This window comes from Psychrobacter sp. AOP7-B1-25 (assembly GCF_052376195.1).
In the GTDB taxonomy this organism is placed as follows: domain Bacteria; phylum Pseudomonadota; class Gammaproteobacteria; order Pseudomonadales; family Moraxellaceae; genus Psychrobacter.
In genome coordinates this window covers 205,098-228,621 of record NZ_JBQSVK010000002.1, presented here as the reverse complement: position 1 = coordinate 228,621, position 23,524 = coordinate 205,098, and the positions used below count along the sequence as shown (strand labels likewise).

General features: G+C 42.4%; 20 protein-coding genes. 7 read left to right on the top strand and 13 right to left on the bottom strand.

Annotated elements, in window-relative coordinates:
• The first annotated feature begins 105 nt into the window (after positions 1-105).
• Positions 106-936 carry a 4-hydroxy-tetrahydrodipicolinate reductase gene (gene dapB, locus ACT3QR_RS03620; protein ID WP_444520024.1) on the top strand — a complete coding sequence of 277 codons (831 nt, stop codon included), beginning with the start codon at positions 106-108 and terminating at the stop codon, positions 934-936.
• 77 nt (positions 937-1,013) lie between these two features.
• Positions 1,014-1,919, top strand: coding sequence for a hypothetical protein (locus tag ACT3QR_RS03615; protein WP_444520023.1), 906 nt, complete (start codon positions 1,014-1,016; stop codon positions 1,917-1,919).
• Between the two features lie 254 nt (positions 1,920-2,173).
• Here the strand turns inward: ACT3QR_RS03615 and ACT3QR_RS03610 are convergent, their stop codons facing one another.
• The 8 genes from ACT3QR_RS03610 to erpA all read right to left on the bottom strand — a co-directional run bounded on the left by ACT3QR_RS03610 (position 2,174) and on the right by erpA (position 10,624).
• Positions 2,174-3,349 carry a type III PLP-dependent enzyme gene (locus ACT3QR_RS03610; RefSeq protein ID WP_444520105.1) on the bottom strand — a complete coding sequence of 392 codons (1,176 nt, stop codon included), beginning with the start codon at positions 3,347-3,349 and terminating at the stop codon, positions 2,174-2,176.
• A 148-nt stretch (positions 3,350-3,497) separates the two neighbouring features.
• Positions 3,498-4,052, bottom strand: a complete 555-nt coding sequence (gene def, locus ACT3QR_RS03605; RefSeq protein ID WP_444520022.1) for a peptide deformylase — start codon at positions 4,050-4,052, stop codon at positions 3,498-3,500.
• 201 nt (positions 4,053-4,253) lie between these two features.
• Complete coding sequence (locus ACT3QR_RS03600) at positions 4,254-4,508, bottom strand: GlsB/YeaQ/YmgE family stress response membrane protein (RefSeq protein WP_057757652.1); 255 nt, start codon at positions 4,506-4,508, stop codon at positions 4,254-4,256.
• 322 nt (positions 4,509-4,830) lie between these two features.
• On the bottom strand, positions 4,831-6,312 hold the full coding sequence (gene mpl / locus ACT3QR_RS03595; protein ID WP_444520021.1) for a UDP-N-acetylmuramate:L-alanyl-gamma-D-glutamyl-meso-diaminopimelate ligase: 1,482 nt from the start codon (positions 6,310-6,312) through the stop codon (positions 4,831-4,833).
• 292 nt (positions 6,313-6,604) lie between these two features.
• Positions 6,605-7,234, bottom strand: a complete 630-nt coding sequence (locus tag ACT3QR_RS03590; RefSeq protein WP_444520020.1) for a copper resistance protein NlpE N-terminal domain-containing protein — start codon at positions 7,232-7,234, stop codon at positions 6,605-6,607.
• Positions 7,235-7,676: 442 nt separating this feature from the next.
• The gene (locus tag ACT3QR_RS03585) at positions 7,677-8,189 is read right to left on the bottom strand and encodes a disulfide bond formation protein B (protein WP_444520019.1); all 513 of its coding nucleotides are present in this window, start codon (positions 8,187-8,189) and stop codon (positions 7,677-7,679) included.
• 125 nt (positions 8,190-8,314) lie between these two features.
• Entirely contained in the window at positions 8,315-9,889 is a 1,575-nt protein-coding gene (gene gshA / locus ACT3QR_RS03580) for a glutamate--cysteine ligase (protein ID WP_444520018.1), read from the bottom strand.
• 354 nt (positions 9,890-10,243) lie between these two features.
• A complete protein-coding gene (gene erpA, locus ACT3QR_RS03575; protein ID WP_444520017.1) occupies positions 10,244-10,624 on the bottom strand; it encodes an iron-sulfur cluster insertion protein ErpA in 381 nt (126 codons plus the stop codon).
• Between the two features lie 660 nt (positions 10,625-11,284).
• Between erpA and ACT3QR_RS03570 the strand changes: the two genes are divergently transcribed.
• The gene (locus tag ACT3QR_RS03570) at positions 11,285-13,306 is read left to right on the top strand and encodes an ATP-binding cassette domain-containing protein (RefSeq protein WP_444520016.1); all 2,022 of its coding nucleotides are present in this window, start codon (positions 11,285-11,287) and stop codon (positions 13,304-13,306) included.
• 72 nt (positions 13,307-13,378) lie between these two features.
• Here ACT3QR_RS03570 and ACT3QR_RS03565 read toward each other — a convergent pair whose 3' ends face one another.
• Entirely contained in the window at positions 13,379-13,741 is a 363-nt protein-coding gene (locus tag ACT3QR_RS03565; RefSeq protein ID WP_444520015.1) for a septal ring lytic transglycosylase RlpA family protein, read from the bottom strand.
• A gap of 681 nt (positions 13,742-14,422) precedes the next feature.
• Here ACT3QR_RS03565 and ACT3QR_RS03560 point away from each other — a divergent pair.
• Together ACT3QR_RS03560 and ACT3QR_RS03555 are read left to right on the top strand one after the other, a co-directional pair.
• Positions 14,423-15,448 (top strand): DnaJ C-terminal domain-containing protein, encoded by a 1,026-nt coding sequence (locus ACT3QR_RS03560; RefSeq protein ID WP_444520014.1) that lies wholly within the window; start codon positions 14,423-14,425, stop codon positions 15,446-15,448.
• Positions 15,449-15,548: 100 nt separating this feature from the next.
• The gene (locus tag ACT3QR_RS03555; RefSeq protein ID WP_444520013.1) at positions 15,549-15,872 is read left to right on the top strand and encodes a chaperone modulator CbpM; all 324 of its coding nucleotides are present in this window, start codon (positions 15,549-15,551) and stop codon (positions 15,870-15,872) included.
• A 72-nt stretch (positions 15,873-15,944) separates the two neighbouring features.
• Here ACT3QR_RS03555 and sstT read toward each other — a convergent pair whose 3' ends face one another.
• The 4 genes from sstT to ACT3QR_RS03535 all read right to left on the bottom strand — a co-directional run bounded on the left by sstT (position 15,945) and on the right by ACT3QR_RS03535 (position 20,424).
• The gene (gene sstT / locus ACT3QR_RS03550) at positions 15,945-17,147 is read right to left on the bottom strand and encodes a serine/threonine transporter SstT (protein WP_444520012.1); all 1,203 of its coding nucleotides are present in this window, start codon (positions 17,145-17,147) and stop codon (positions 15,945-15,947) included.
• A gap of 292 nt (positions 17,148-17,439) precedes the next feature.
• Positions 17,440-17,925: a DNA polymerase III subunit chi gene (locus ACT3QR_RS03545; RefSeq protein WP_444520011.1), complete on the bottom strand. Its 486-nt coding sequence runs from the start codon at positions 17,923-17,925 to the stop codon at positions 17,440-17,442.
• Between the two features lie 7 nt (positions 17,926-17,932).
• On the bottom strand, positions 17,933-19,588 hold the full coding sequence (locus ACT3QR_RS03540) for a leucyl aminopeptidase (RefSeq protein WP_444520010.1): 1,656 nt from the start codon (positions 19,586-19,588) through the stop codon (positions 17,933-17,935).
• Between the two features lie 218 nt (positions 19,589-19,806).
• Positions 19,807-20,424 carry a cysteine hydrolase family protein gene (locus ACT3QR_RS03535; RefSeq protein ID WP_444520009.1) on the bottom strand — a complete coding sequence of 206 codons (618 nt, stop codon included), beginning with the start codon at positions 20,422-20,424 and terminating at the stop codon, positions 19,807-19,809.
• 409 nt (positions 20,425-20,833) lie between these two features.
• Here ACT3QR_RS03535 and ACT3QR_RS03530 point away from each other — a divergent pair, with 409 nt between their 5' ends.
• Positions 20,834-22,219 carry an LPS export ABC transporter permease LptF gene (locus ACT3QR_RS03530; RefSeq protein ID WP_444520008.1) on the top strand — a complete coding sequence of 462 codons (1,386 nt, stop codon included), beginning with the start codon at positions 20,834-20,836 and terminating at the stop codon, positions 22,217-22,219.
• Positions 22,219-23,427, top strand: a complete 1,209-nt coding sequence (gene lptG, locus ACT3QR_RS03525) for an LPS export ABC transporter permease LptG (protein WP_444520007.1) — start codon at positions 22,219-22,221, stop codon at positions 23,425-23,427. Before ACT3QR_RS03530 ends, lptG begins: the two co-directional genes overlap by 1 nt.
• Positions 23,428-23,524 lie beyond the last annotated feature (97 nt).

Here is a 23,524-nt window from a genome sequence, read left to right as displayed (position 1 = left end):
TTTGTTGACGGTATAAAAAGCCCCTCATGTAGTGATATTTGCTAAACTTACGATAAATATGATTAAAAATAATTTCACCAAATATAAAGTAACTAAGGTAAAAGTATGAGCGAACAAGCAAATAATAAATCTATCAACGTTGGCGTAATCGGTGCAGGCGGTCGTATGGGTCGTATGCTTATCGAAGCAGTACAAAACAACCCGCAAACTACATTAAAAGCAGCGATTGAACGTCAAGGCTCTAGCCTAGTTGGAGCAGATGCAGGCGAAGTTGCTGCTATCGGTCATTTAAACGTAAAAATCGTTGATAACTTAGCCGATGTGATTAACGACATCGATGTATTGATTGATTTTAGCTTACCTGATGCCACCGAAAAAAATATGCAAGTTTGTGCTGAGAATAACGTCGCTATGGTTATCGGTACGACGGGATTCAATGAGCAGCAGGAACAAGTACTGGCAAAAGCAAGTGAGCAAATCACTATCGTGTATGCAGGTAACTATTCGACAGGCGTTAATTTATCATTGAAACTACTCGGGATGGCTGCCAAGGCATTTGGCAATGATGCTGATGTAGAAATCATCGAAGCACATCATAAGCACAAAATCGATGCACCTTCTGGCACCGCATACATGATGGCCGAAGCAGTCGCAGAAGCGCGCGGACAAAATCTAAAAGACGTCGCTATCTATGGCCGTGAAGGACAAACTGGCGAGCGTGAATCTGGAACAATCGGCATTCACGCAGTACGTGGTGGCGAAATCGTAGGCGATCATACTGTGATGTTCATCGCAGATGGAGAAGTGGTTGAAATCACTCATCGTGCGCGTGCTCGCATGACATTTGCCGCTGGTGCGGTACGTGCCGCAACTTGGGTCGTTGAGCAAGCAGTGGGACAGTACAATATGCAAGACGTGCTTGGATTAAGTGACTAACGACTATTGATGGTCTATGGTTGGCTATAGTATTGTGACTGACCGCTCGATGACTCCATAATAGTAAGGGAGCAGATATGAATAGCACCAAACGTTATATTAGACATAAACCGATTGGTGTGATTTGTACCATTAACCTTGCAAGTCTATCAGTCTTTGCGATGAGCCTAGCTATCCTACCAATTACCGTACAAGCTAGTACTGCTCAAACTTATGTCATCCATACCTATGGTGGGGCTAGCCTACTACCTGCAGTGAGGCAGAAATTAAATAGTAGCGTAGACGGTGGTACGGTGACTACGTATCAAGATAAATTGGTACTGCAAACCACTGCACGCAATTATCAAGTGGTACAGCAGTTATTGTCTCAGATTGACCGTCAGCCACAGGCATTGACGGTCGCCGTACGTGTTGGCAATAGTAGTAGCGATCAAGGTAGTATTCAGCGAAGTCAGGTCATTATTACTAATCGCGGTATCCAAGGTGCAGGGGTTATTAGTCAACGTAGCAGCCAGCAGCAGGGTAGTAATTTATATCAAGTACAAACGTTATCTGGCAGTGCGGCGAGTATTAGCACAGGTACGCTCTACTCGCTAACTCAAACCTATAACACAAATAACGATTCAATTTATCATCGTTCAGCTAGTCATAACTTCAAATCACAGATCGTGATTCAGCAGCAAATACTACTGCCAACGATACAAGGGATTACCATCACACCAAGACTGCTGCCCAATGGACAGGTGGAAGTACAGCTCTCCCAAGCGGAAGAAAGGTTAGTGCAGCCGCATTCACCTTATAATCAAATGAGTTCTATTAACAATACTGTCCGAGGACAAAGATTGAACAGTAGGATTATCGTGCCACGTGGACAGTGGGTGACAATTGGAAAGGTTTCACAAAACTCAACCAGTAGCACTAGTAACAGCAGCCAAACTATTAATACCAATAATAGCGTGCCTATTGCTTTAAGAGTTGAATAGTTAAAAAATTAAATCACTAAGCACAAAAAAGCGCGATACGGGTATTAACCGTGCCGCGCTTTTTTGTGAAAAGTACTAGGGAGTGTCTTCAATTCACTCGATAGTCATCTTAATGGGCTAAAAATGGTTAAATCTTGCCAAACATCGTCAAATAGCTGGTTAATATCCCGATATTATCTGCACTATTTTTCTTGTTTGACGGCAATTTATCTCATTTTTATCACCATTTTTGAAATGAAGACACGCTCTAGATACTAATCAATATAAACTACTTCGAGCGGTGGGAAACCATTGAACTCTACCGATGAGTACGAGTTGGTATAAGCACCAGTGGTTAGCCAATAGATTTTATCACCAATCTCAAGCTCTTCTGGTAGCTGATAACCTGCTTCTTCATACATAATATCAGTTGAGTCACAGGTTGGACCGGCTAGTACTACTGTGCCTTCACTGGTAGAGGTTTCCATCTTAGGCGTATAGACAGGATACTTGATGGCTTCCCCCAACGTTTCGATTAAGCCTTGGAATAGACCAACATCGGTATACACCCAACGGGTCAAATCAGTATCAGACTTACGAGAGATCAGTACCACGTCACTGACCAATACGCCTGAACCACCAACCAACGAACGACCCGGCTCTAAAATAATTTCTGGCATTTCATCGTCGTTATAGTCGTCAGTCAGGTAGCTGGTGATTTCTTCAGCGTAGACTTTGATAGGGTTAACTTCACTAATGTAGTTGGTCGGGAAGCCACCACCCAAATTAATCATTTGTAGCTTGATACCTTCTTCATTCTTCATCCAGTCAAACATATATTTGACTTTGGCTAATGCATCATCCCATGCAGCGACGTCTTTTTGTTGGCTACCAACGTGAAACGAGATACCATAAGGGACCAAGCCCAGCTCGCGTGCTTGAACCAGTAAATCAATTGCCATGTTAGGATGGCAACCAAACTTACGTGATAATGGCCACTCTGCTGTCTCTGACCCTTGGACTAAAATACGTACAAATATCTTAGAACCTGGAGCATGTTTGGCAATATTTTTCAGATCCGCTTCTGAATCAGTCGCATACAGATCGATGCCTTTTTCAAAAGCGTATTTAACATGTTCGGCTTTTTTAATAGTATTGCCGTATGAGATACGCGATGGTTCCACACCGCAGTCAAGCACGCGATCAAGCTCATAGATAGAGGCACAGTCAAAGTTTGAACCAAGATCTGCTAGCAAGTTAATTACTTCCACCGCAGGGCTAGCCTTCATTGCATAATGCAATTTTGCTTTAGGAAACAGGCTGACCATTTCATGGTACTTGGTTTCGATACGGCTAAGGTCAACTACTAAGAAAGGTGTCTCGCGACCTTCAGCAGCCTTGGTAAATTTCTGCCAGCTGGCAGGGTCAAAATATTGGTCAATTTTGATCATTGTCATAGTAATAAACCTTTTGCGGAAACTGTATCGGTTAGAAAGAAGTATCGCCAAACAGTGAATGCTAAATAATAGCATTCACTGTAGATATAACGATGTGAAGGATAAAGACGGAATAACAGGGATAAGAGTAAAGAGTAGAGCTTTAAGAATTGGTGGCTTGTGTTTGTTTTTCCGTTGACTGTGCTTCTTTTTTTTCGCGTATTTTTAAAACTTTGCGAACTTTATCACGAGCACGCGTTTGCTTAAGACGAGATAGGTAGTCAACGAATATCACACCATTGAGATGATCCATCTCATGCTGGATACAAACAGCAAGTAGTCCTTCTACAACTTCGTCGATAACCTCACCGTTACCGTCTAATGCTTCGATACGGACTTTATTAGGACGTTCGACTTTGTCATAGACGTCAGGTACGGATAAGCAGCCTTCTTCGTACGGCTGCTTTTCTTCAACCAGTGGCGTGACCTTTGGATTGATAAAAACTCTAGGAGAGCTTTTGTCTTCAGACAGATCCATAACGATAAGCTGAATATGATGATCCACTTGACTGGCCGCAAGTCCAATACCTTGAGCATCATACATCGTCTCGATCATGTCTGCGATTAAGGTTTTGATTTCAGCAGTCACTTCCTTGACAGGCTTGGCGATAGTACGCAAGCGAGGATCTGGGTAACTTAAGATAGGGAGTAGTGCCATAACGCTCACCTCAATGATAAGGACAAAATAGGGTTGATATTATAAGATAAATGGGGACAAAAGTAATGCTTATCAATACTTTCGCAGTCATATGATGCTATATGCATATAGAAAGATTAGATTTTGATGGTAAATGGCATAAAAAAGCCCTGCTTAACGCAAGGCTTTGTTTATATAGTGTTTTAGTTAGCTAGTAATCGACTATGCACGGCGTTTGTTTACAATCATTTCATATAAGAATAGTAAGATAATTGCACCAATCACTGAGAATATAAGACCAGTGAAACCACCGTCAGCATTAATACCGATTAATCCAGCTAAGAAACCACCTAGCATTGCACCAACGATACCCAATACGATTGTCATAATCCAACCCATAGGGTCGTTACCTGGTTTGATAGCACGTGCGAGTAGACCTGCGACTAAACCTACGATAATCATCCAAATAAAGCTCATGTTATTCTCCTAGTATTATTAGTATTTATAATGTGTTACAAGTTTTGATAAATCTATTGTAAACAGTCCTTGGGCACAAAAATAAGCCTAAAATGTTACTACTGTAGGGGCTATGTGAGAAAAAAGTCCGATTTGCTATCGAGTAGGGGCAATAAGTAAACGAAAAGTTACAAAGGTAGCTATGGTGCTAACAGTACTCATTGATGTGGTACTTGTCATACTATAGTTATATAGATATTGGAAATAAAAAACGCAGCCATCTATTAGATGGCTGCGTTTTTATGTACAACATAAGAGCTTTTGTTGTTTCTAGCTAGAAGCGTTATCCGTTATGCAATGCGGCTAATAAACGCTGATGAATGCCTTCAAAACCGCCATTGGACATGACCACAATCGCATCGCCTGATTTTGCATGACTGCTGATATGCTCAATGATAGCGTCAATGCTTGATAGTACTTGTTGGTTGCCAGTAGAGTCGCTAGTAGCCTTTGCTTGTTCGACGACATCTTTTAAGCCCCATTCTAAACCAGCAGGCTCGTACCATAATGTGTAGTCTGCAAGTGCTGCTGATTGAGCTAAGCTGTCTTGATGAATCCCCATTTTCATAGTGTTACTACGTGGCTCAATGATTGCCCAAATGCGTCTGTCGGCTAGCTTCTTTTTGGCACCGTCTAATGTGGTTGTAATAGCTGTTGGGTGATGGGCAAAATCATCAAAAACTAAGATGTCGTTGACGTCGCCGATCAGCTCCATCCGGCGTTTGATACCAGCGAAATCTGATAAGGCAGCACAGGCAGTCTCAACACTGACGCCAACGTTGTAGGCAGCAGCCACGGCAACGAGCGCATTGTTGACATTATGAATGCCGCTCATTGACCAGTTTACGATGGCAGTGGTCTCTTTATCAGCAGCAAAACTGACTTTGAACTGGCTACCATCTGCTTGAATCAGCTGAGCCTGCCAATCGCTACTATCTTCTAGAGTACGCGCGCTTTCATTGTTATCAGCTAAAGTAGAGTCAATGACAGCGGTACGCCAAACAGGTGTCCAGACCCCTTTTGCTAGCGTGTCTTCTAAACTGGTGGTCGCAGCTGGCATGATAATTTTGCCAGTGCTTGGAATCATGCGCACCATATGGTGGAACTGAGTTTGTATCGCATTAAGGTCTGCAAAGATATCAGCATGATCAAACTCAAGGTTATTCAAAATAGCCGTACGTGGACGATAGTGAACGAACTTCGAACGCTTATCAAAAAACGCAGAATCGTACTCATCTGCTTCAATCACAAAATAGCCAGATTCGTTATCATCACTTTTATCAGCACCCAAATAGCTACTGTGCGCAAACACTTGCTGTAGGTGCTCGTCAGTCGTATCAACTAGTGGCACACCGCCAATGAGAAACCCTGTATCAATACCAGCATAATGTAATATCCACGCCAGCATAGTTGTAGTTGTGGTCTTACCATGAGTCCCTGCAACGGCAATTACGTGACGTGACTGCAATACTTGCTCAGATAAAAACTGCGGACCTGAGGTATAGCGTAAGCCATTATCTAGCATGTACTCAATCACATCCATGCCACGTTTCATCGCATTGCCAACGACGACTAGATCTGGCTTTGGTTGCAAGTGCCCTACTAAATAGCCTTCTTCGATAGTCACGCCAGCATTTTCGAGTTGAGTAGACATAGGCGGATAGACATTGGCATCTGAACCTGTGACCGTATGCCCAAGCGCACGAGCTAGCAATGCCAGTGAGCCCATAAAAGTACCACAAATACCAAGAATATGAATATGCATAGACGTTCCGTACGCGCTTAAGTGAAAAGAATAGAGAGCTGATAAAATAAAATGAGAGGTGCTTAGCTGTTATCATTAAAAATAAATACTATTGATACCTAGTGACCAATATATCAGCTGGGCAAACCAGCAATCATTGTAAAGTAAACCCTGTTCGATGACTAATAAAAAACGCCTAACAAGTAGGCGCTATATAGCTAATAAATTTTAGCTGTTTTAGTATTAAGCGATAGGCTAATCAATAACTCGTATTATGATGCTTTTGTTCAGGCGGTTCTTATTGATCCGCTTATTATTTGCGGGATAACGTATAGTCATTATCTAAATTATCGTACTCATCCATACGTATTAGATGATTGTCTTGTATGCGATAGGTCTCGATATTTTTTCTTTCATAAACAATAGTGATTTTGTCATTGTCCTGTCGGTAGACACCGGATTCGAGTAAAGGTGCTTTTGATTCTTTGGAATTATGGTAATTACTTGCTTTTAATACAGACCCATCAGCGAATAGATTCAATGTGACGTCGATACTGTCACAATCTGTACAAGAGACCATGCCGCCATAATCGCCCATCAACGTTGCTTGCAGCATACTGCTCTTTGCTTCTGATCGCTCCATAGAGCTATCTACATAAGTGTTTTTGTTTGACTGAGCAGCAGCAATCAACGATTGCCCTTCTATCATTTCACTTGTCTCGTCATCACTCGCTAGCTCAATATTCTCATCCTGCAACGCTTGCGAGTTATCTTGTGGTTCAGGACTAGTAGCCGCGAATGTAGATACCATGTCTTTGTCGGTATTAGATGAAGCGCTATCACAGCCGACGACCAACGCGCATAGTGATGCTACAAATAACGCAGGACGCCACCGCTTTACTATAGTTAACGTAGTAGAGCGAACAAGAGCAAGATATATCATGGTTATACCAAAAACAGTTATTAACAAGTATTTTTCAAGCTCGTCTATATTATAGACACCATAAAACCACTGTCAAAAATCAGGACAATGAGAAATGGGCGCGTAGTAGTAATATAAATTGAGAGCTTGAGAGCATTATCTTATATGTAGGATACAGATAGCTTATGAGTAGAAAGCGATAAATATCTGATGCTTATTCATTTATGATAAAAGCTGACTAAAGATATCAAAGGCTAAAAAATATCTCTGTGGGCTTTTTGTTGTTACCGAAAAATTCAAGAAATAAAAGAAATCGTAGAAACACCTGTCGGTATAACCAATGTGGGTTATAAAGGCGGATTAATAGTAGATAAAAAAAACAGACATTGTATCTAAGATAGTAATGTCTGTTTCAAAAGTAGAAGCAGGAATAAAACCTAACGTCTTATTAAGCGATAGGATTTTAATTAGTGGGCTTGACGATACGCAATAATATCAATATATGTACAATCAGTAGCACACTAAATAAAATCAAAGATTGCTCAGGGATGCTTAACCCCATGAATGTCCAATCAACAGAAGCACATTCGCCAGATCCTGCAAAAACTTCTTCGAACACTTGTAAAATAGGAAGCGTATCAAGCCAGTAGTTCAGTCCTGGTCCACAAGAAGGTACTTGGTCAGCAGGCAAATATTGCAACCATACATGGCGCGCTGCTACCGCCGTTGCCCAACCAATACCTACTAAGCTACCAAGCCACAGTAGTAACCTTATCACTTTAGATTTAGGGTTGAACAATGCTGATATCAGGGCAAAACCGCCCATGACTGTTAGGCCAACACGCTGAAAAATACAGAGCGGGCAAGGAGAAAGCCCTAGGTGGCGCTGTAAATAAAACAGCGCAAAACTCATGCCTGTAATGGCCATTATTACCAACAATACTTGCAGGTTACGGTAAGTGGTTAGCTGTCGCATTGTGCGGTTACTCTTATATGTTTATCTATAATAGATGTAGGGCAGCAATCAAGATTAAGCAGTCAAAATTTAACAATCAACAACCAGTCATCAAAACTTAGCAATCAAGGCTCAGTAATCAAAAGCTAGCGATATTGTTGTAAAAACTCCATAAAGTCTTCTGTTTCAGACTGCTCAATTTCAGCTTGCTGCAAGATAGATTTTTCTGCCAATACTTCGTATTTAGCTTGAGTATTTGGACTAAATGTCTGCTGTAGTAAAGACTCGCGATGCTGTTGAGCCAATGTAAAGCCAAGCTGCCATAAGCTGCCTAAGCGTTTGCTGTCGGAATTCACTTGTGCGGAAATAGTTGATTCAGAGTGTCCTGCTTTGCCTTGCATCAATGCGACGGCCGCGCGGTAATCATTACCACCGTAGTGAGCATCAAGTAATGCGGCAAGCGGCTGCATACGCTCTAGGTGCGTTAGCATCCAGCTTTCAAGTGATTGCTCTTGACCATTATTGATAATATGCAAGTCATCACGGCGACCTTCGTTGACCACACGCTCAAGATTGATAGCGAGCGATTCCTCTTCTTCAGGTAGCAGGTCTGGTGAGTCACTGAACAGACAATACAGCGCCATTACTTCTAAGAAGCAAGCGCTAGAGAGGCGAATGCCCACGTCACTATATGGATCAAGGTCAATAGCACGGAACTCGACATAGGCGATACCACGACGCTCAAGTGCTTCGGTTGGTGTTTCACCGCTCATCGCGATTTGTTTAGGACGAATAGGGCTGTAGTACTCGTTTTCTATTTGCAGAATATGATTGTTGATTTGGATCGGGTTGCCGTCTTCATCGTTCAAACCAAGTTTCGCAAAGCTTTCGTGTGGGGTTTGAATAGCACGGCGCAGACCAGCGACATACTCTGGTAGATAGTTATAACGAATATCGAGCTGCTCTTGCACGCTATTGGTATAACCAAGCTTACCCATACGCAGGCTAGTAGCAGCAGGCTTATAATAGGTTGAATCATTGAGCAACTCTAAATCGTGCTCACGCCCTGCCAAGAAACAAGGACAAACGCTTGGACTGGCACCGAGTAAATACAAAACAAGGCTAGTCAGACGTTTAAAATTACGAATCAGCCCTAAATACTTCTCGTTTTTGAACTCTGTTAACGTTTGACTTTGTGCGGTCGAGGTTTTGGCTTGCCACGTCTCAAACAACGTATCACCAAAAGACAAATTGTAATGCAGACCAGCAATCGTTTGCATGCGGCGACCATAGCGAATACCAAGACCACTACGATATAGGGTTTTTAGCTTACCCGTATTAGAATTACCATAATCAGCTAGTGGGATATCTTCATCTTTAGAAGACAGCATGCAAGGCATCGATAATGGCCACATTAGCTCACCTTCAGGTATACCCTGATAGACCAATACATGCAATTGGCGCAGCATATTGAGAGTCTCTTTTGGTGAGGACTTTGGTTCTGTGATGAGTTCAAGCAGACTTTCTGAGTAATCGGTAGTAATAAAAGGATGAGTAAGTTTTGACCCAAGTTTGGTTGGATGCGGGGTCTGTGCCAAGAAACCATCAGGTTTTACGCGAAGGCCCTCTTTTTCGATACCGCGGAGCATGCCCGTCAAGTGTGTGCTATCAAACCAATTAGGGACTTCGAAATTAACAAAGCTACTCGCAAAATTACTCATAATAGTCATCTATTGTTGTTTATTATGGCGGATCAAAACACGATAAGCGTTTGTCCATAAAATAGGTAAGTGTTAGGTCAATAATTCCGTCAGTTTAGCTCAAAGCTGTCTTGAAAACCACGGACAATTACAAATACGATAAGCTTTAAGCAAAGCGATTTGTGAAGATTTTGACCCTGTTTTTTAATATAGGTTTATCTCGAATATAGCGTTGTTTTGACCAAATAGTTTGATAAAAAAAGCATCTACTTGAAAGATAGATGCTTTATCCATTATGCCTACAAGCTATTTGAGATATCGCTTGTGCACTACTTCATCATCTCAACAGTCATAGCGCGACGGTGTCTACTCAGTTTATATAGAGAATGACGAGCCGCAACCGCAAGTGGTCGTGGCATTCGGATTGGTCACAACAAAACGTGCCCCTTCTAATCCTTCGGTATAATCGACAGTAGAGCCTTGCAAGTATTGATAGCTCAGCGAATCGACGACTAACGTCACATCACCATTATCAAAGTTTGCATCGTCTTCGTTTAGATCGTTGGCAAAGTTAAACCCGTAAGAAAAACCAGAACAACCACCGCCCGTCACATAAACACGTAGCATAAGGTCGCTATCGCCTTCTTCTTCGCGTAGACGGCGTACTTTCTGCGCCGCACTATCGGTTAGGCTTAATACGGTTGGGTCCACTGGTTGGCTGGCGCTTGGACTAAATTGGTTGGCTGATTCGTTCATATCTACCTCAGTTGCTAGGATCAAATGCGGTCGTCGTCCTGTTTGGGTTTGCAATAGGGTACTTGCAAATAAAGATACGCACGGCGTTTGATTTAATTGGGTGCTGTCATTATGGCAAAGCTATTGGTGCATTATAAGCTGTTTGTACTATTTCAAAATGGTATTTGTGCCACTACAACACTTTATTGCCTCTATTGATGGTGGGCACTTATTTTGTAGCAGTATATCATAATGGGGGTACTGTTTCGTTTGTCAAGAGTGGCGCGACTACTGAATGTTACTAACGAATAAGCAGTGCCTCAAGTTTGATACAGAATTGTCTAAAAAAATTGCGCTGAAGGCTCATGCTAAAAATCTTACTAACCAATAATATCGCTATGCGATTAAATACTACTTAACAATATTAAGAAGTCTTAAAGCTTATTGGTCGTATTACGGTATTTTGTGGTCATAACCTTTATAATAGGAATAAGCATGTATGAGCTCAAGAGTCGCTTGTGAAAATTAAGGTTTTTAGCGTAAAAAATACTTAGTTTTGAAATAGTTGTTTAATTGTTTGCCTATAGAGCAAGCGTTTGAAATAATAGCCGCCAGTTGACATACCCTATGTGCGCTTCTTATTGCCCTATATCTATATTATTGTTGAGATGAAGAAATTATATGATCGAATTTAAAGACGTTGGTGTTCGCCGTGATGGTCGTGAATTGTTTGCAGGTGCAAGCTTTCAGCTCCATCCAGGTCACAAAGTTGGACTGACGGGCAACAACGGCACAGGTAAGTCTACCTTATTTGCGCTATTACTGACGCAGATGGGTACAGGCGATACAGAGGTCACCCTTGATAAAGGTGAAGTCAGTATTCCTGATAGCTGGCATGTGGCGCACATGGCACAGGAAGTTGGTGCTACGACGCAGTCTGCAATCGATTATGTATTGAGCGGTGATGAGCAGTGGTATGAGATTAATGCTGCGCTAAATGATTTAAGTAGCGTTAGCGATGAGCAAATTGGTGTGTTACACCAGCAATTCGATGAGATTGATGGGTATCGTACACCGACCAAAGCGGCACAAATTATGGCAGGGCTTGGTTTTAAGACTAGCCAGCATGAGCTGCCAGTAGAGGGGTTTTCTGGTGGTTGGCGCATGCGCTTAAACCTTGCCAAGACTTTGATGAGCCGTGCTGACCTGATGTTACTCGATGAGCCAACCAACCATTTGGACTTAGATGCTATCTTGTGGCTTGAAACATGGATCAATGCTTATATGGGTTTGGTCATCGTCATCTCGCATGACCAAGCGTTTTTGGACGCGACAGTTGGTCATATTTTGCATGTAGAGCAACAAAAAATCACCCTATATACTGGTAACTATCAGCAGTTTATTCGTACCCGCCACGAGCGTATGGCGCAGCAGCAGCAAGCGTTTGAAAAGCAAGAAGCGACCAAGGCTCACTTGGATGACTTTATTCGTCGTTTCCGTGCTAAAGCCAGTAAAGCCAAACAGGCCCAGAGCCGGATTAAGCAGCTTGAGCGTATGGCGGAGCTGTCACCAATGATGGCCGACAACCCGTTCTCGTTCCAATTCTACGAGCCAGCAAATATGAGCTCACCGCTGATTGAGCTGACCCACGCAGATATTGGCTATAGTGAAACACCGCTGTTACGTAATGCTAATGTACAGGTGACCCCTGATACTCGTCTTGGCCTATTGGGCATGAACGGTGCTGGTAAATCAACGTTGATTAAAGCATTGGTCGGTGAGCTTGGCATATTAACAGGCAAGTATCGAGTTTCAGACACCCTAAAATTGGGCTATTTCAATCAGCATCAGATGGATATCCTAGATGCCAAAGCAACACCTATAGAGATGCTACGTCGTCTAGCCGGTAAAACTTCTGATGCAATGCTGCGCTCGTTTTTGGGCAGTTTTGACTTCCGCGGTGAGCGCATTGATACCCCAAGTGAGCTGTTCTCAGGTGGTGAGCGTGCGCGTTTGACCTTGGCATTGATTGTTTGGCAGCGTCCAAACGTTCTTGTACTCGATGAGCCTACCAACCATTTAGATTTACAAATGCGTCAAGCGCTGACTATCGCATTGCAAGGCTTCAAAGGTGCAGTGGTACTAGTATCGCATGATCGAGAGCTGATTGCCAATGTCTGTGATGAGCTATATTTGGTACACGATGGCATTATCGAAGAATTCGATGGTGATATTGGTGACTATGGTAAATGGCTAGCAGAGAAGCGTAAACAAGAGAACGCAGCAGATAAAAATACAGGTAAGAAGAAAAGTAAAAAAGAGAGTAAAAAGTTTGTTTCACGTGAAACTAATGATAGCTTAGTAAGGAATGAATCATCTGATACTTCATCAAACAGTAAAGCTGCACCGTCTGCACTTAGTAAAGAAGAGCAGCGTAAGCTAGCTGCTGAACAGCGTAAAATGACAGCACCTATCCGCCGCGAGATAGAGGAAACAGAAAAGACACTGGCTAAGATTGATAAGCAGCTCGTGACGCTCGAAGAAAAATTGGCTGATACAGAGCTGTACGAAGAGAGCCGTAAGTCTAACTTGCTTGTATTACTCAATGAGCAAACAGCGCTACAGCAGCAGCACAGTGATAATGAAGAGAAGTTACTACTATCAATGACGACTTTAGAAGAGATGGAAGCTAAGTTTGCATAAAGCGTTCTAGATAGTTAGTTATAGAAGCAGACATAAAAAAGGGATGGCATGAGCCATCCCTTTTTTATTACATCATTCCTTACGATATTTGCCATCACCGTACGATAATATTTCCATCGTGGTCGTACAAAGTTGACAGTTTATTTCACCAGCAGCGGCCTTTGATAAATCAAGAATACGGCCTCGAATAAAAGGTCCTCTATCCGTGATTTTTACAACGACGCTCTGCTTTGTCTTTTGGTTGGTTACTTGTACCTTCGTGCCGAACGGTAACGTGCGATGTGCAGCGGTCAAAGAGTTCATGTCGAAGATACTACCACTCGCTGTGCGCTTGCCATGAAACTTACTACCGTAATAACTGGTATTGGCAGCAAAAACTGTGGTGCTAAGTAGTAGTGATAAAGTGACAACCAAAGACTTGATTAAATAAGACATTTAATACCTTTAAGCAATTAATAAAATAGACAGATGCTCTTGCCTACGTTATCTATACTCCCTATGAGTATGAATAACAGGGGATTCTACAAGAGCTAGCTTGTCATATTATTACTGCTATGTAAAAAACTCATGAGGTCAAATACCTGTTTTTTAAGGAAAAATAGATACTTTTTAGCAAAAATAATGATGATGAAGAAACTAAAATTAGTCTTATAAAGAGCGATTCTCATAAAGAAGCCGACAAAATACTAGAAAGCCAACCACACAATATAAATAGGTAATATATAAAGACCAAATATATCGATATAGCATACTTGACGTTATAAAACGCTATTTAGGAGTGGATAATATCGTGTAAGCAAAACTTTCTATAGTGTTGCTAAAATCTAAAAACAGAGGGTTTGGTATTATTTTGATGTCATTAGAAAACTGATGATGATAAATTTTGAAGAAGTTTAGCCCAATGTAAAAGCGTTTTTTCTGTACTAGAAAGTATTGTAGATACTGTTTGGCATCATTACTGGTAATATTTATATAACGGTGTTTATGGTAATTATTGTTATGATAATAAGTAAGCCACAAAAACTGCTATAGCAAAATCTAGTAGCCGTTTATACCGTATCGTTTGAAAGTGGCAGACTGATACCACTAATATGTTTTTATTTGAGGGAAAATAACATGGCAGAGAAAAACTACTATGACATTTTAGGGGTCAAAAAAGACGCCTCAGACGCTGATATCAAAAAAAAATACCGTAAGCTCGTTCGTCAATACCATCCTGATGTCAGCGATCATCCAGACGCTGATAATAAGATTGCAGAAATAAATAACGCGTATGAAACGATCAGAGATAAAGACAAGCGTGCTGAGTATGACGCTATGCTAAACAACCCATTTGCGGGTCAAAATAGCTCAAGTGGGTTTAGTGGCGGTGGGCAAGCTGGCGCGGGTCAAGGTGGTTTTCGTTGGGAAGACATCAAAGATCAGTTTGGTGATGGAGAAGCCTTTGGCGATGGTGGTTTTCGCTTCGATGATATTTTTTCAGCATTTGGTCGCGGCGCACGTGGGTCAGCTGGCGGGCAAACGGGCAGCCGCTCTCAAAGCAGCGGTTTTGATCAATTTGGCAGTGATTTTGGGACGCAAGATAGCAAAGGTCAGGATCAGCATGCTGAGATTACCGTTGACTTATCTTCAGTCTACAGTGGTGACGACTATAGTATCAAACTAAATGTCCCTGTTCGTCAGCCCAATGGCAATGTCGACTATGATAATAAAACCCTTAAAATAAAAATCCCGAAAGGTATCACTGATGGTAAGCAGATTCGTTTAGCAGGGCAAGGTGCTGCTGGTAGTAGTAATGGTAAAAATGGTGATTTGTTTTTGAAGGTTAAGATTCGTCATGATGCCAATATTCGTATAGAAGGCGCAGACGTTTATCAAACCGTGAATATTGCACCTTGGGAAGCGGCACTGGGTGAAAAAATCAATGTCAGTACACCAGCGGGTACGCTTGGCGTGACTATTCCTAAGAACAGTAAGTCTGGTAGCAATTTACGTCTTAAAGGCAAAGGTATCCCTGCCAAGCAAGCAGGTGACTTGTATCTAACTTTAAATATTGTCAATCCTGATGTCAGTAATGATGCATCGACACAGGCTTATGAGCAGCTAAAGCAAGCCTTTGCTGATACCGATATTAGTCGTTAAACAAGATTATGAATAACCGTTATTTATTACCGAAGTGATAAATAAATAGCAGAGATGAATAAGATACTGATGAAATAAAGAGAAAACGAGGATAATAGCTATGAACCACTCGACTGAATTTACAGACATCATCATGAGCTTAGATGAACTGGTCTCTGCCTGTGGCCAAGAGCGCCAATGGGTCATCGAATTAATCGAAGAAAATATCATTGAATATGATGCACCAGCGCATGAGAAATTTACTGGTTATCAGCTAACGACAGTGCGACGTGCATCGCGACTGAGTCGTGACTTTGAAGCCAGCGTACCTGCCATCGGTTTGATACTTGAGCTGCTAGATGAGGTTGAGCAACTGCGTCAACTCAAACGCCAAATAGAGCAGCAAACACCAGTTATCGAAGTCGATATAGACAATCTAAAGTAATCAAAATACCGCATAAAAAAAGGGCCGTTTAAAGGCCCTTTTTTATATCTATAGAAAGCATTTCAACGACAATTAACGCGAATAAGTAGGATCTGCCGCTGCTGTAAACAACACATCAGTTGAAGAGTTCAAGGCAGTTTCAGCTGAATCCTGAATCACACCGATGATAAAGCCAATCGCAACCACTTGCATTGCGATATCATTTGGAATACTAAACAAGCTAGCAGCGAGTGGAATTAGTAATAATGAACCACCAGCAACACCAGAAGCACCGCAAGCACTAATCGTAGCAACCAGACTTAATAATAATGCAGAGGCAAATGTTACTTCGATACCCAACGTATGAGCAGCAGCAAGCGTTAAGACGTTAATCGTAATCGCAGCACCAGCCATATTGATAGTGGCACCTAGTGGAATGGTCACCGAATAAGTGTCTTCATGCAATCCAAGCTTACGGGCAAGGTTCATGTTGACCGGAATATTAGCCGCTGAACTACGCGTAAAGAAGGCAGTAATCCCTGATTCGCGCAGACATCTGAACACGAGTGGATAAGGGTTTTTACCCGTTTTAACAAGGACGATAAGCGGATTGGCAACCAAAGCAATGAATAACATACAGCTGATCAATACCATCAAGATACGTGCGTAGCCTGCCAAAGAAGCAAAGCCTGTCTCAGCAACCGTGCTAGCGACTAGGCCTAAGATACCAAATGGCGCTAGAGCAATAATCCATTTAACTACTTGTGAGATGGCATCAGCAAAATCACCAACGACATTGCGAGCAGTATCACTGGCTTGGCGCAATGCAAAACCAATAATAATTGCCCATGCTAAGATACCAATGTAGTTGGCTTCAGCGATTGCATTGATCGGATTGGCCACCAAGTTCATGAGCAAGTTCGTCAAGACTTCTTTTAGATCAGCAGGTGGAACCTGTGCGATATCAGCGTTTATCAAGACAAGTTCAGTCGGGAACAAGAAGCTAGCACCGACTGCCGTTAGCGCGGCTAAAAAAGTGCCGAACATGTACATGATAAGTACAGGCTTTACATAGACTTCATTACCACTGCGATGTTGGCTAATCGCTGCCATAACCAGCACAAACACTAGGATGGGAGCGACGGCTTTTAGTGCACCGACAAAGAGTGTACCAAGTAACCCTATGGCGGTGCCGATACTTGGCGCTAACCAACCAATCAATACCCCTAGCACCAAACCAATAATAATGAGCGGCACCAGCCCTATACGCTGGTACATCGCAATTAATGAACGCATCTGTACACCCTCAAGTCCGTTAAAAGTAAGTGAATTGTCACAACAGAAAATTTATCGATGGATAGTAGCATTTTTTGACATATTCGCATACTGCTCGTAGCAGTGACTGCCATGAGAAAACGGAGAGGTAGCAGAGTCATCTAATAAGTATAAAAGAATGCAGCACTTATAGGTAAAGGCTAGCTACTAAGAATATCTCATTCGTGAGAGTAAAAGTGGCGGTATAGATTGTGATATATAAGATAGGTGGTATATTTCATTGTAAAAAATGAAGGGGAAATAAACGGCAGAGCTATACCTTAAAGTGGGTTAAATCGTAACCTAATTGCTGGTAGGCTTTATATTTATTACGACCTTCTTGGGTACTTGTGACATCAGGTCGGATCAGCTCAAGGACTCGGGAGGGGTTGGAGTTATTAGTAGCAGCCATAAAATCGTTAACAGGATGTGTTGTCGTATTAAGAACGATACCATTAAAACCTGCTGGCATATGATTGCCAAGCATTACAGGCGCTAATAATTCAGGATTAGCAACGTTGGGATTAGCGTTAATATCATCACTTTCAGCAGTAATATCAGAAAGGACTTGATGCGGTATAAAACTCGTGGCTTCTTGCGCCCAGAGCGCCGTATTTAAATTTGATAACAATGTGTCATCTTCAATTAAAATCAGCAAAGACTGAGCGCTTTTGTTAAGCGCCGTCTGAGCAAGCTGACAAATAAAGCCCAAGAAATCTTGGGCCTTACTCTCACTTAATACATAAAAACTAATTTTCATAAATGGATTAAACCATCTCTGCACTGTTTTTCAGATATTGCATAAACAATGGTACTGGACGACCAGTTGCTGCTTTGTCTTTACCTGAGTTCCATGCAGTGCCAGCGATGTCTAAATGCGCCCATGCTTGACCTTCTTCAACGAAACGAGATAAGAAGCAGGCAGCAGTTACTGCGCCAGCGCCTTTGCCACCGATGTTTTGCATATCAGCGATTGGTGAGTCAAGCTGCGCTTGATAGTCGTCATCTAAAGGCATATGCCAGACAAGATCGCCTGACAGGTTACTTGCATTTTCTAAATCAAACAGGACGTCTTCATCATTACTAAACACGGCTGAACGAACATGACCTAATGCAACGACACAAGCGCCAGTCAATGTGGCAACATCGATGATAGCTTTTGGCTGATAACGCTGCACGTAGCATAGGGTATCGGCTAGTACCAAACGACCTTCAGCATCAGTGTTCAAGATTTCAACTGATTTGCCATTCATCGCTTTTACGATATCGCCTGGACGCGTTGCATCACCTGATGGCATGTTTTCAGCGCAGGCTAGGGCGCCAACGACATTGATTGGTAGACGCGCTTCACACAATGCCTTGATCGTACCGAGTACTGACGCCGAACCACCCATGTCAAACTTCATCTCATCCATCGCCGCACCTGGCTTGATTGAGATACCGCCTGAGTCAAAGGTAACGCCTTTACCGACTAATACGATAGGTGCGTCGTCGTTGGTCACTTGTGCATTACTATCGCTATTTTTATTTACATTTTTAGCTGATTTTTTGGTTGGCAGTTTATCAGCCAGTGCTTTTAGACCACTTACTTTTGCGTTGTTAGTGGTTTGTTCTGTCGTGTTTGTATCAGCACTGAATTCTGATTTGCCACGGTATTCCATGAGCACAAGCTTACCTTCTTTGGTAGAACCTTGCGCCACGGCTAAGAAGCAATGCATACCTAGCGCTGACATTTCGTCTTCACCTAATACCTTGACGGTCAATAAGTCAGGATAAGTTTTTGCAAGTTCTTGAGCTTGTTCAGCCATGTAAGCTGGGAAGCAGATGTTGCCAGGTTCATTGGCCACATCACGAGTGAGGCTTTGACCAGCGAATACTGACTGAGCAAATGCAAGTGCAGGTTTTAGTGACTCGTCAGCTAATAGATAAACATTGGTCAATACAGGAGTCGCTTGCTCAGACTTGTATTTGTCAAAGCGATAGCTGGCTGCCAATAGGTTAAGCGCAAACTGACCAAAATGGTTTTCTTCTAGTGCATCGCCTAATGCAACAGTGATAGAAGAGACGCGCTTTTGTGTGCTGCTATAAATAGTATTGGCGATTTTTTGCAGTACTGCGTTATTGAATTTATCAGTGTTACCCACACCGACCAATAGCAGTTGAACAGGGTTTTGCTTGGTGGTTTTTTTATCACCTGCTAAGGCGTAGTCAGCAACAGTCTCACATGCAGTACCTTTAAAATGTGATACTTCAATCAACTGCTCAATACGAGCGGTATATTCGGTCAGCACAGATTCAGCTAAAACGTTTTTCTTGTCATCGACCAATACAACCAGACAAGCATCGTCTTTGCTTTTGGCTTCTTTTTTTAGGATTTTTTGTGTATGGGTCTTTGGTAAATGCTGAGATAATTTGATATTCATATAGTTATCCTTATTAGAGTTATGAAAAATGATTAGAGTTATGAAAAATGCAGGATTTGTATGACTGTTTATACCTGTCAGATTATTAGATTATTTGGTCTGTCGAGCAACCACAGTAGTGTAGCATATTGCGATAATAGTGCGCAGTTAGCAAAACTTAGGTAATGCGTTTGAATTATTGCGCTGTGCTAACTTACACTATAATTTAGCGTTGTAAATTAGCCATTAACCAATTCATCGGTCGTTACCATCGCAGCAAATCTGTCTTGCAGTGCTGCCATGGCAGTATCATGCATGATATCAGCTCTGATAGTCTCTCTTGTAGCGCTAGGTAGGTCGCGGGTAGCACAGGCATCGTGGCAGACAAAGCTATCGAAGCCTAAATCAAATGCGGCGCGAGCGCTTGAGCTGACGCACATGTGACTCATAAAGCCTGCAAAAATAATCTGCTTTTTTGATTCTGCTGAAATTAATGATTGTAGCCGTGTATCATAAAAAGCATTCGGATGCTGTTTTGCAATCACTGTTTCGCCATCTTGCGGCTGCAACTGCTCTACTATTTCAACGTTAGCGGATAAAGGATCAAAAACGTTGCCATTCTCTGCGCCATGATGAGTAATGTGAAAGATAGGTAGATTTTGCTGACGCGCTTTATCAAGTAGTAAACGCGCATTGGCTATGGCTTCTGTCCCAGCGTCTCCTAATGGCATCGCGCCATCGACGTATTCGTTTTGATAGTCGATAAGAACGAGCGCGCAATTTGACCAGTCAAGCGCATCGAATGACCCGCCAGCGAGTTCAAGTAGGGTAGAGGGCGTAGAGGTTATTTTATTCATTGGTATTATTCTCCGTTTGACAGTATAGGTATATTTTTCTATCAGTCAGTCTAGCAACTAATAACAGAGATAGATGGTCGATGATACGAATGGCAAACAAACCTTTCTAAAATAAATAAAGCAAAAAATTCACAACATCAATTTGATGTCATCTGAGGTTTTATCACTCATTTATCCAATATTTGCTATATTTTTCACCTACTGTCAATAATGCGCTATCAGCAAGGTGTGCGTAATGTTTTCAAACACATTTCACAGTCATTTTTAAGCAAAATATGCTAGCATTAGCGGTTATATCTGTCGCTTGTGTTTATTGAGTATGGCTAATCATTCGCTTGGCAACGTTTATCGTTATTTGAATATTTGAATGACTCATATCATGCTGATGATATGTTGTCGTACAGCCTTAATGTTCAGTAAGTCTATCACCAATCACGCGCATACCAACCGTTTAAGAGTACCCATTGTGATATTACGCCGCTACATGACACAACAAGTTGCTTCGACCACAGCCTTAGTGTTGGGGTTTTTGATAGTGATGATGCTTGGCGGTCGCTTGATACGCTATTTTGGCATCGCCGCCGAAGGTCGTTTGGACGTCAGCCTACTGTTTACGATCATTGGGTATAACCTACCGTACTTTTTAGAGCTCATCTTACCGTTAGCTTTTTTTATTGCTCTGATGTTGGTATTTGGCCGCTTGTATGTTGATCAAGAGATGGCAGTGATTAATGCTAGTGGCGTATCTCGCGGTAAGCTTGCTCGGTTAATGACACCATTGATATTAGCATTATTCGTTGGTGAAGCGGCACTATCCGTCGTTGGCAAACCTTGGGGCGTACGCTCGTCTGAGGCTGTCTGGCAGCAGCAAGCATTGACCAGTGCATTTGATTTGATTCGTCCGAATGAGTTTATTAGTAGCGGTAACTATCATCTATACGTGGGTAGTCTCAGTAACGACAAGAAAAAACTACAAGATGTGATATTGATCCAATCTGAACCTGCGAAAAAAGGTGGAACTGCTGAAAGTGTTGATGCCACCGATGCTGATATGAATAATACGATTGATAACGAAACAGCCGAACAGATTGGCATATCTGATATTCCAAAAGACATTATAAATAGCGGCGCAAAGGATATTAGTAAAGACACTATCACGCTAGCTAAGCGTGCTGAGCAAGTAGATACTGGCAATAGTGGTGTGACCCAACTGGATCTGTTCCAAGGACGTCGTTATGAAGTTGGTGCAGGCAGCCTAAAGTATAATCAAGTTGCTTTTGATCGCTATCGCATTACCCTGACTGAGTCCTCGCAGGAAGTCATCACCGAAGACAATATCGAGACGCAAGAGATTGGACCATTGTGGCAAGCCGCAACGAGTAGTTCACCATCAGGTACGAATAGTGCAATGCGTGCTGCCCAAAGTGAGCTTGGCTATCGTTTGGCATTACCGTGGCTGATGATTATCGCGCCTATGTTAGCCGTGCCACTTGCGCAAGTGCGACCGCGTCAGGGACGTTGGCTGCGTTTGTTTCCTTCTATCTTATTATTTGTCAGCTGTGCATTGGGTATCATTTCGCTCAAAAACGCAGTGAGCAAAGACAGCATCAGCGTATGGGCATATGTATGGCTTATCTTAGGGTTTATGGCATTGGCGCTTTACATGAACTGGGGTAGCCGTGTGCAACATCGACTGCGCTTTCGCAAACAAGAAAATAGGCTAGCTGCTGTCGCAACTAATTCAGTTAGCGACATAGATAGCCAGAATAACAGCTCACAAGGAGGGCAGTCTTAATGCGCTCTTTATTTGCTAAATCAGCCGAGTCTGTTCACTTAGCCAAGAAACCTGCCAATTTAAAGGTCCTTAGCCGTTATGTAAAACTGAACGCTCTATTAGCTATAGTTGCTGCCGTTATTGGTTTGTGGGCATTACAATTGATTTTTTCTTATTTATCAGAGCTTGAGTCGTTAGATGATGGTTACACCATGGGAGAGGCGCTTAAATATATATTTTATCGCTCGCCATACTTTTTAGAGCAGTTTATCCCAACAGGTGCGCTACTGGGTGCTGTGATAGGGCTGGGCTTACTGGCCAACAAAAGCGAGCTGGTCGTCATGCGTGCGGCTGGCGTTAGTATCTATCGTATCGTTGGCTGGGTATTACAGCCTGCTTTGATATTTGTGCTATTGGCCTTGGCTATCAATCAGTTTGTCCTACCGTCTTCGAATCAATTGGCAAAGCAGATTAACGATGAGGACAGCGCCTCGCTAGTTACCTCGGTACGTGGATACTGGACAATTCAGCCACGATTCGACAGCGCAGAAGATGGTAGTGCGACACCTGATGGTAGCGATATTTTATATATTGATTATGCTGATGTCGCAGGTAATATTGGTGAGGTTAAACGCTGGCATTTGGATAACGATGGTAACTTGCAAACTGCTGTCCATGCGGAAGGCGGACAGTATACTGGCCGTGAGCCAATTGATGTGAACAGTGACAAGCCAAGCGAGCAGTATCGTTATGAGTGGCAGCTAGATGATATGGTTGAACTTTCTATCAATCAGGGCTTTGAGAGTAGTCAGGCTATATCACCATCAGATACGCTGAGCTTACCTTTTGCTCCAGAGTCTGTGTATTTACTGACGCGCAAGGCAGAGGATTTGTCATTGACGCAGTTGTATGAGCATCGCACCTTTATGCGCCAACAAGGCAGTCGTTCCTTAGATCATGAAGTCGCCTTTTGGCAAAAGCTTTTATCTCCGTTGTCGATATTGTCGCTGGTGATTGTCGCTTGCTCATTTGTCTTCGGCTCGCTACGGACGCACAGCTTAGGCTTGCGTATTGTCGTGGCATTGCTGTTTGGTCTGTTATTCAGCTATATTCAAGACTTAGTTGGTTTTGTATCGTTAGCCACAGGTTTTTCACCGATGCTAATGGTGTTATTACCGATTATCGGCAGCGCGCTATTAGGCGGATATTTAATAAAACGTCAGATGTAAGATGACAGTTAATCATACAAAATAAAAAGCACGCTAAATTAGATTTAGCGTGCTTTTTTGTGTCGATTTCAATTTAAGCTTCAGTTTAAATGGCCGA

Bases quoted from the DNA above. Each gene is read 5' to 3' on its own strand.
- dapB (WP_444520024.1), top strand. From the start codon at position 106: ATGAGCGAACAAGCAAATAATAAATCTATCAACGTTGGCGTAATCGGT.
- ACT3QR_RS03615 (WP_444520023.1), top strand. From the start codon at position 1,014: ATGAATAGCACCAAACGTTATATTAGACATAAACCGATTGGTGTGATT.
- ACT3QR_RS03610 (WP_444520105.1), bottom strand. From the start codon at position 3,349: ATGATCAAAATTGACCAATATTTTGACCCTGCCAGCTGGCAGAAATTT.
- def (WP_444520022.1), bottom strand. From the start codon at position 4,052: ATGGCACTACTCCCTATCTTAAGTTACCCAGATCCTCGCTTGCGTACT.
- ACT3QR_RS03600 (WP_057757652.1), bottom strand. From the start codon at position 4,508: ATGAGCTTTATTTGGATGATTATCGTAGGTTTAGTCGCAGGTCTACTC.
- mpl (WP_444520021.1), bottom strand. From the start codon at position 6,312: ATGCATATTCATATTCTTGGTATTTGTGGTACTTTTATGGGCTCACTG.
- ACT3QR_RS03590 (WP_444520020.1), bottom strand. From the start codon at position 7,234: ATGATATATCTTGCTCTTGTTCGCTCTACTACGTTAACTATAGTAAAG.
- ACT3QR_RS03585 (WP_444520019.1), bottom strand. From the start codon at position 8,189: ATGCGACAGCTAACCACTTACCGTAACCTGCAAGTATTGTTGGTAATA.
- gshA (WP_444520018.1), bottom strand. From the start codon at position 9,889: ATGAGTAATTTTGCGAGTAGCTTTGTTAATTTCGAAGTCCCTAATTGG.
- erpA (WP_444520017.1), bottom strand. From the start codon at position 10,624: ATGAACGAATCAGCCAACCAATTTAGTCCAAGCGCCAGCCAACCAGTG.
- ACT3QR_RS03570 (WP_444520016.1), top strand. From the start codon at position 11,285: ATGATCGAATTTAAAGACGTTGGTGTTCGCCGTGATGGTCGTGAATTG.
- ACT3QR_RS03565 (WP_444520015.1), bottom strand. From the start codon at position 13,741: ATGTCTTATTTAATCAAGTCTTTGGTTGTCACTTTATCACTACTACTT.
- ACT3QR_RS03560 (WP_444520014.1), top strand. From the start codon at position 14,423: ATGGCAGAGAAAAACTACTATGACATTTTAGGGGTCAAAAAAGACGCC.
- ACT3QR_RS03555 (WP_444520013.1), top strand. From the start codon at position 15,549: ATGAACCACTCGACTGAATTTACAGACATCATCATGAGCTTAGATGAA.
- sstT (WP_444520012.1), bottom strand. From the start codon at position 17,147: ATGCGTTCATTAATTGCGATGTACCAGCGTATAGGGCTGGTGCCGCTC.
- ACT3QR_RS03545 (WP_444520011.1), bottom strand. From the start codon at position 17,925: ATGAAAATTAGTTTTTATGTATTAAGTGAGAGTAAGGCCCAAGATTTC.
- ACT3QR_RS03540 (WP_444520010.1), bottom strand. From the start codon at position 19,588: ATGAATATCAAATTATCTCAGCATTTACCAAAGACCCATACACAAAAA.
- ACT3QR_RS03535 (WP_444520009.1), bottom strand. From the start codon at position 20,424: ATGAATAAAATAACCTCTACGCCCTCTACCCTACTTGAACTCGCTGGC.
- ACT3QR_RS03530 (WP_444520008.1), top strand. From the start codon at position 20,834: ATGTTCAGTAAGTCTATCACCAATCACGCGCATACCAACCGTTTAAGA.
- lptG (WP_444520007.1), top strand. From the start codon at position 22,219: ATGCGCTCTTTATTTGCTAAATCAGCCGAGTCTGTTCACTTAGCCAAG.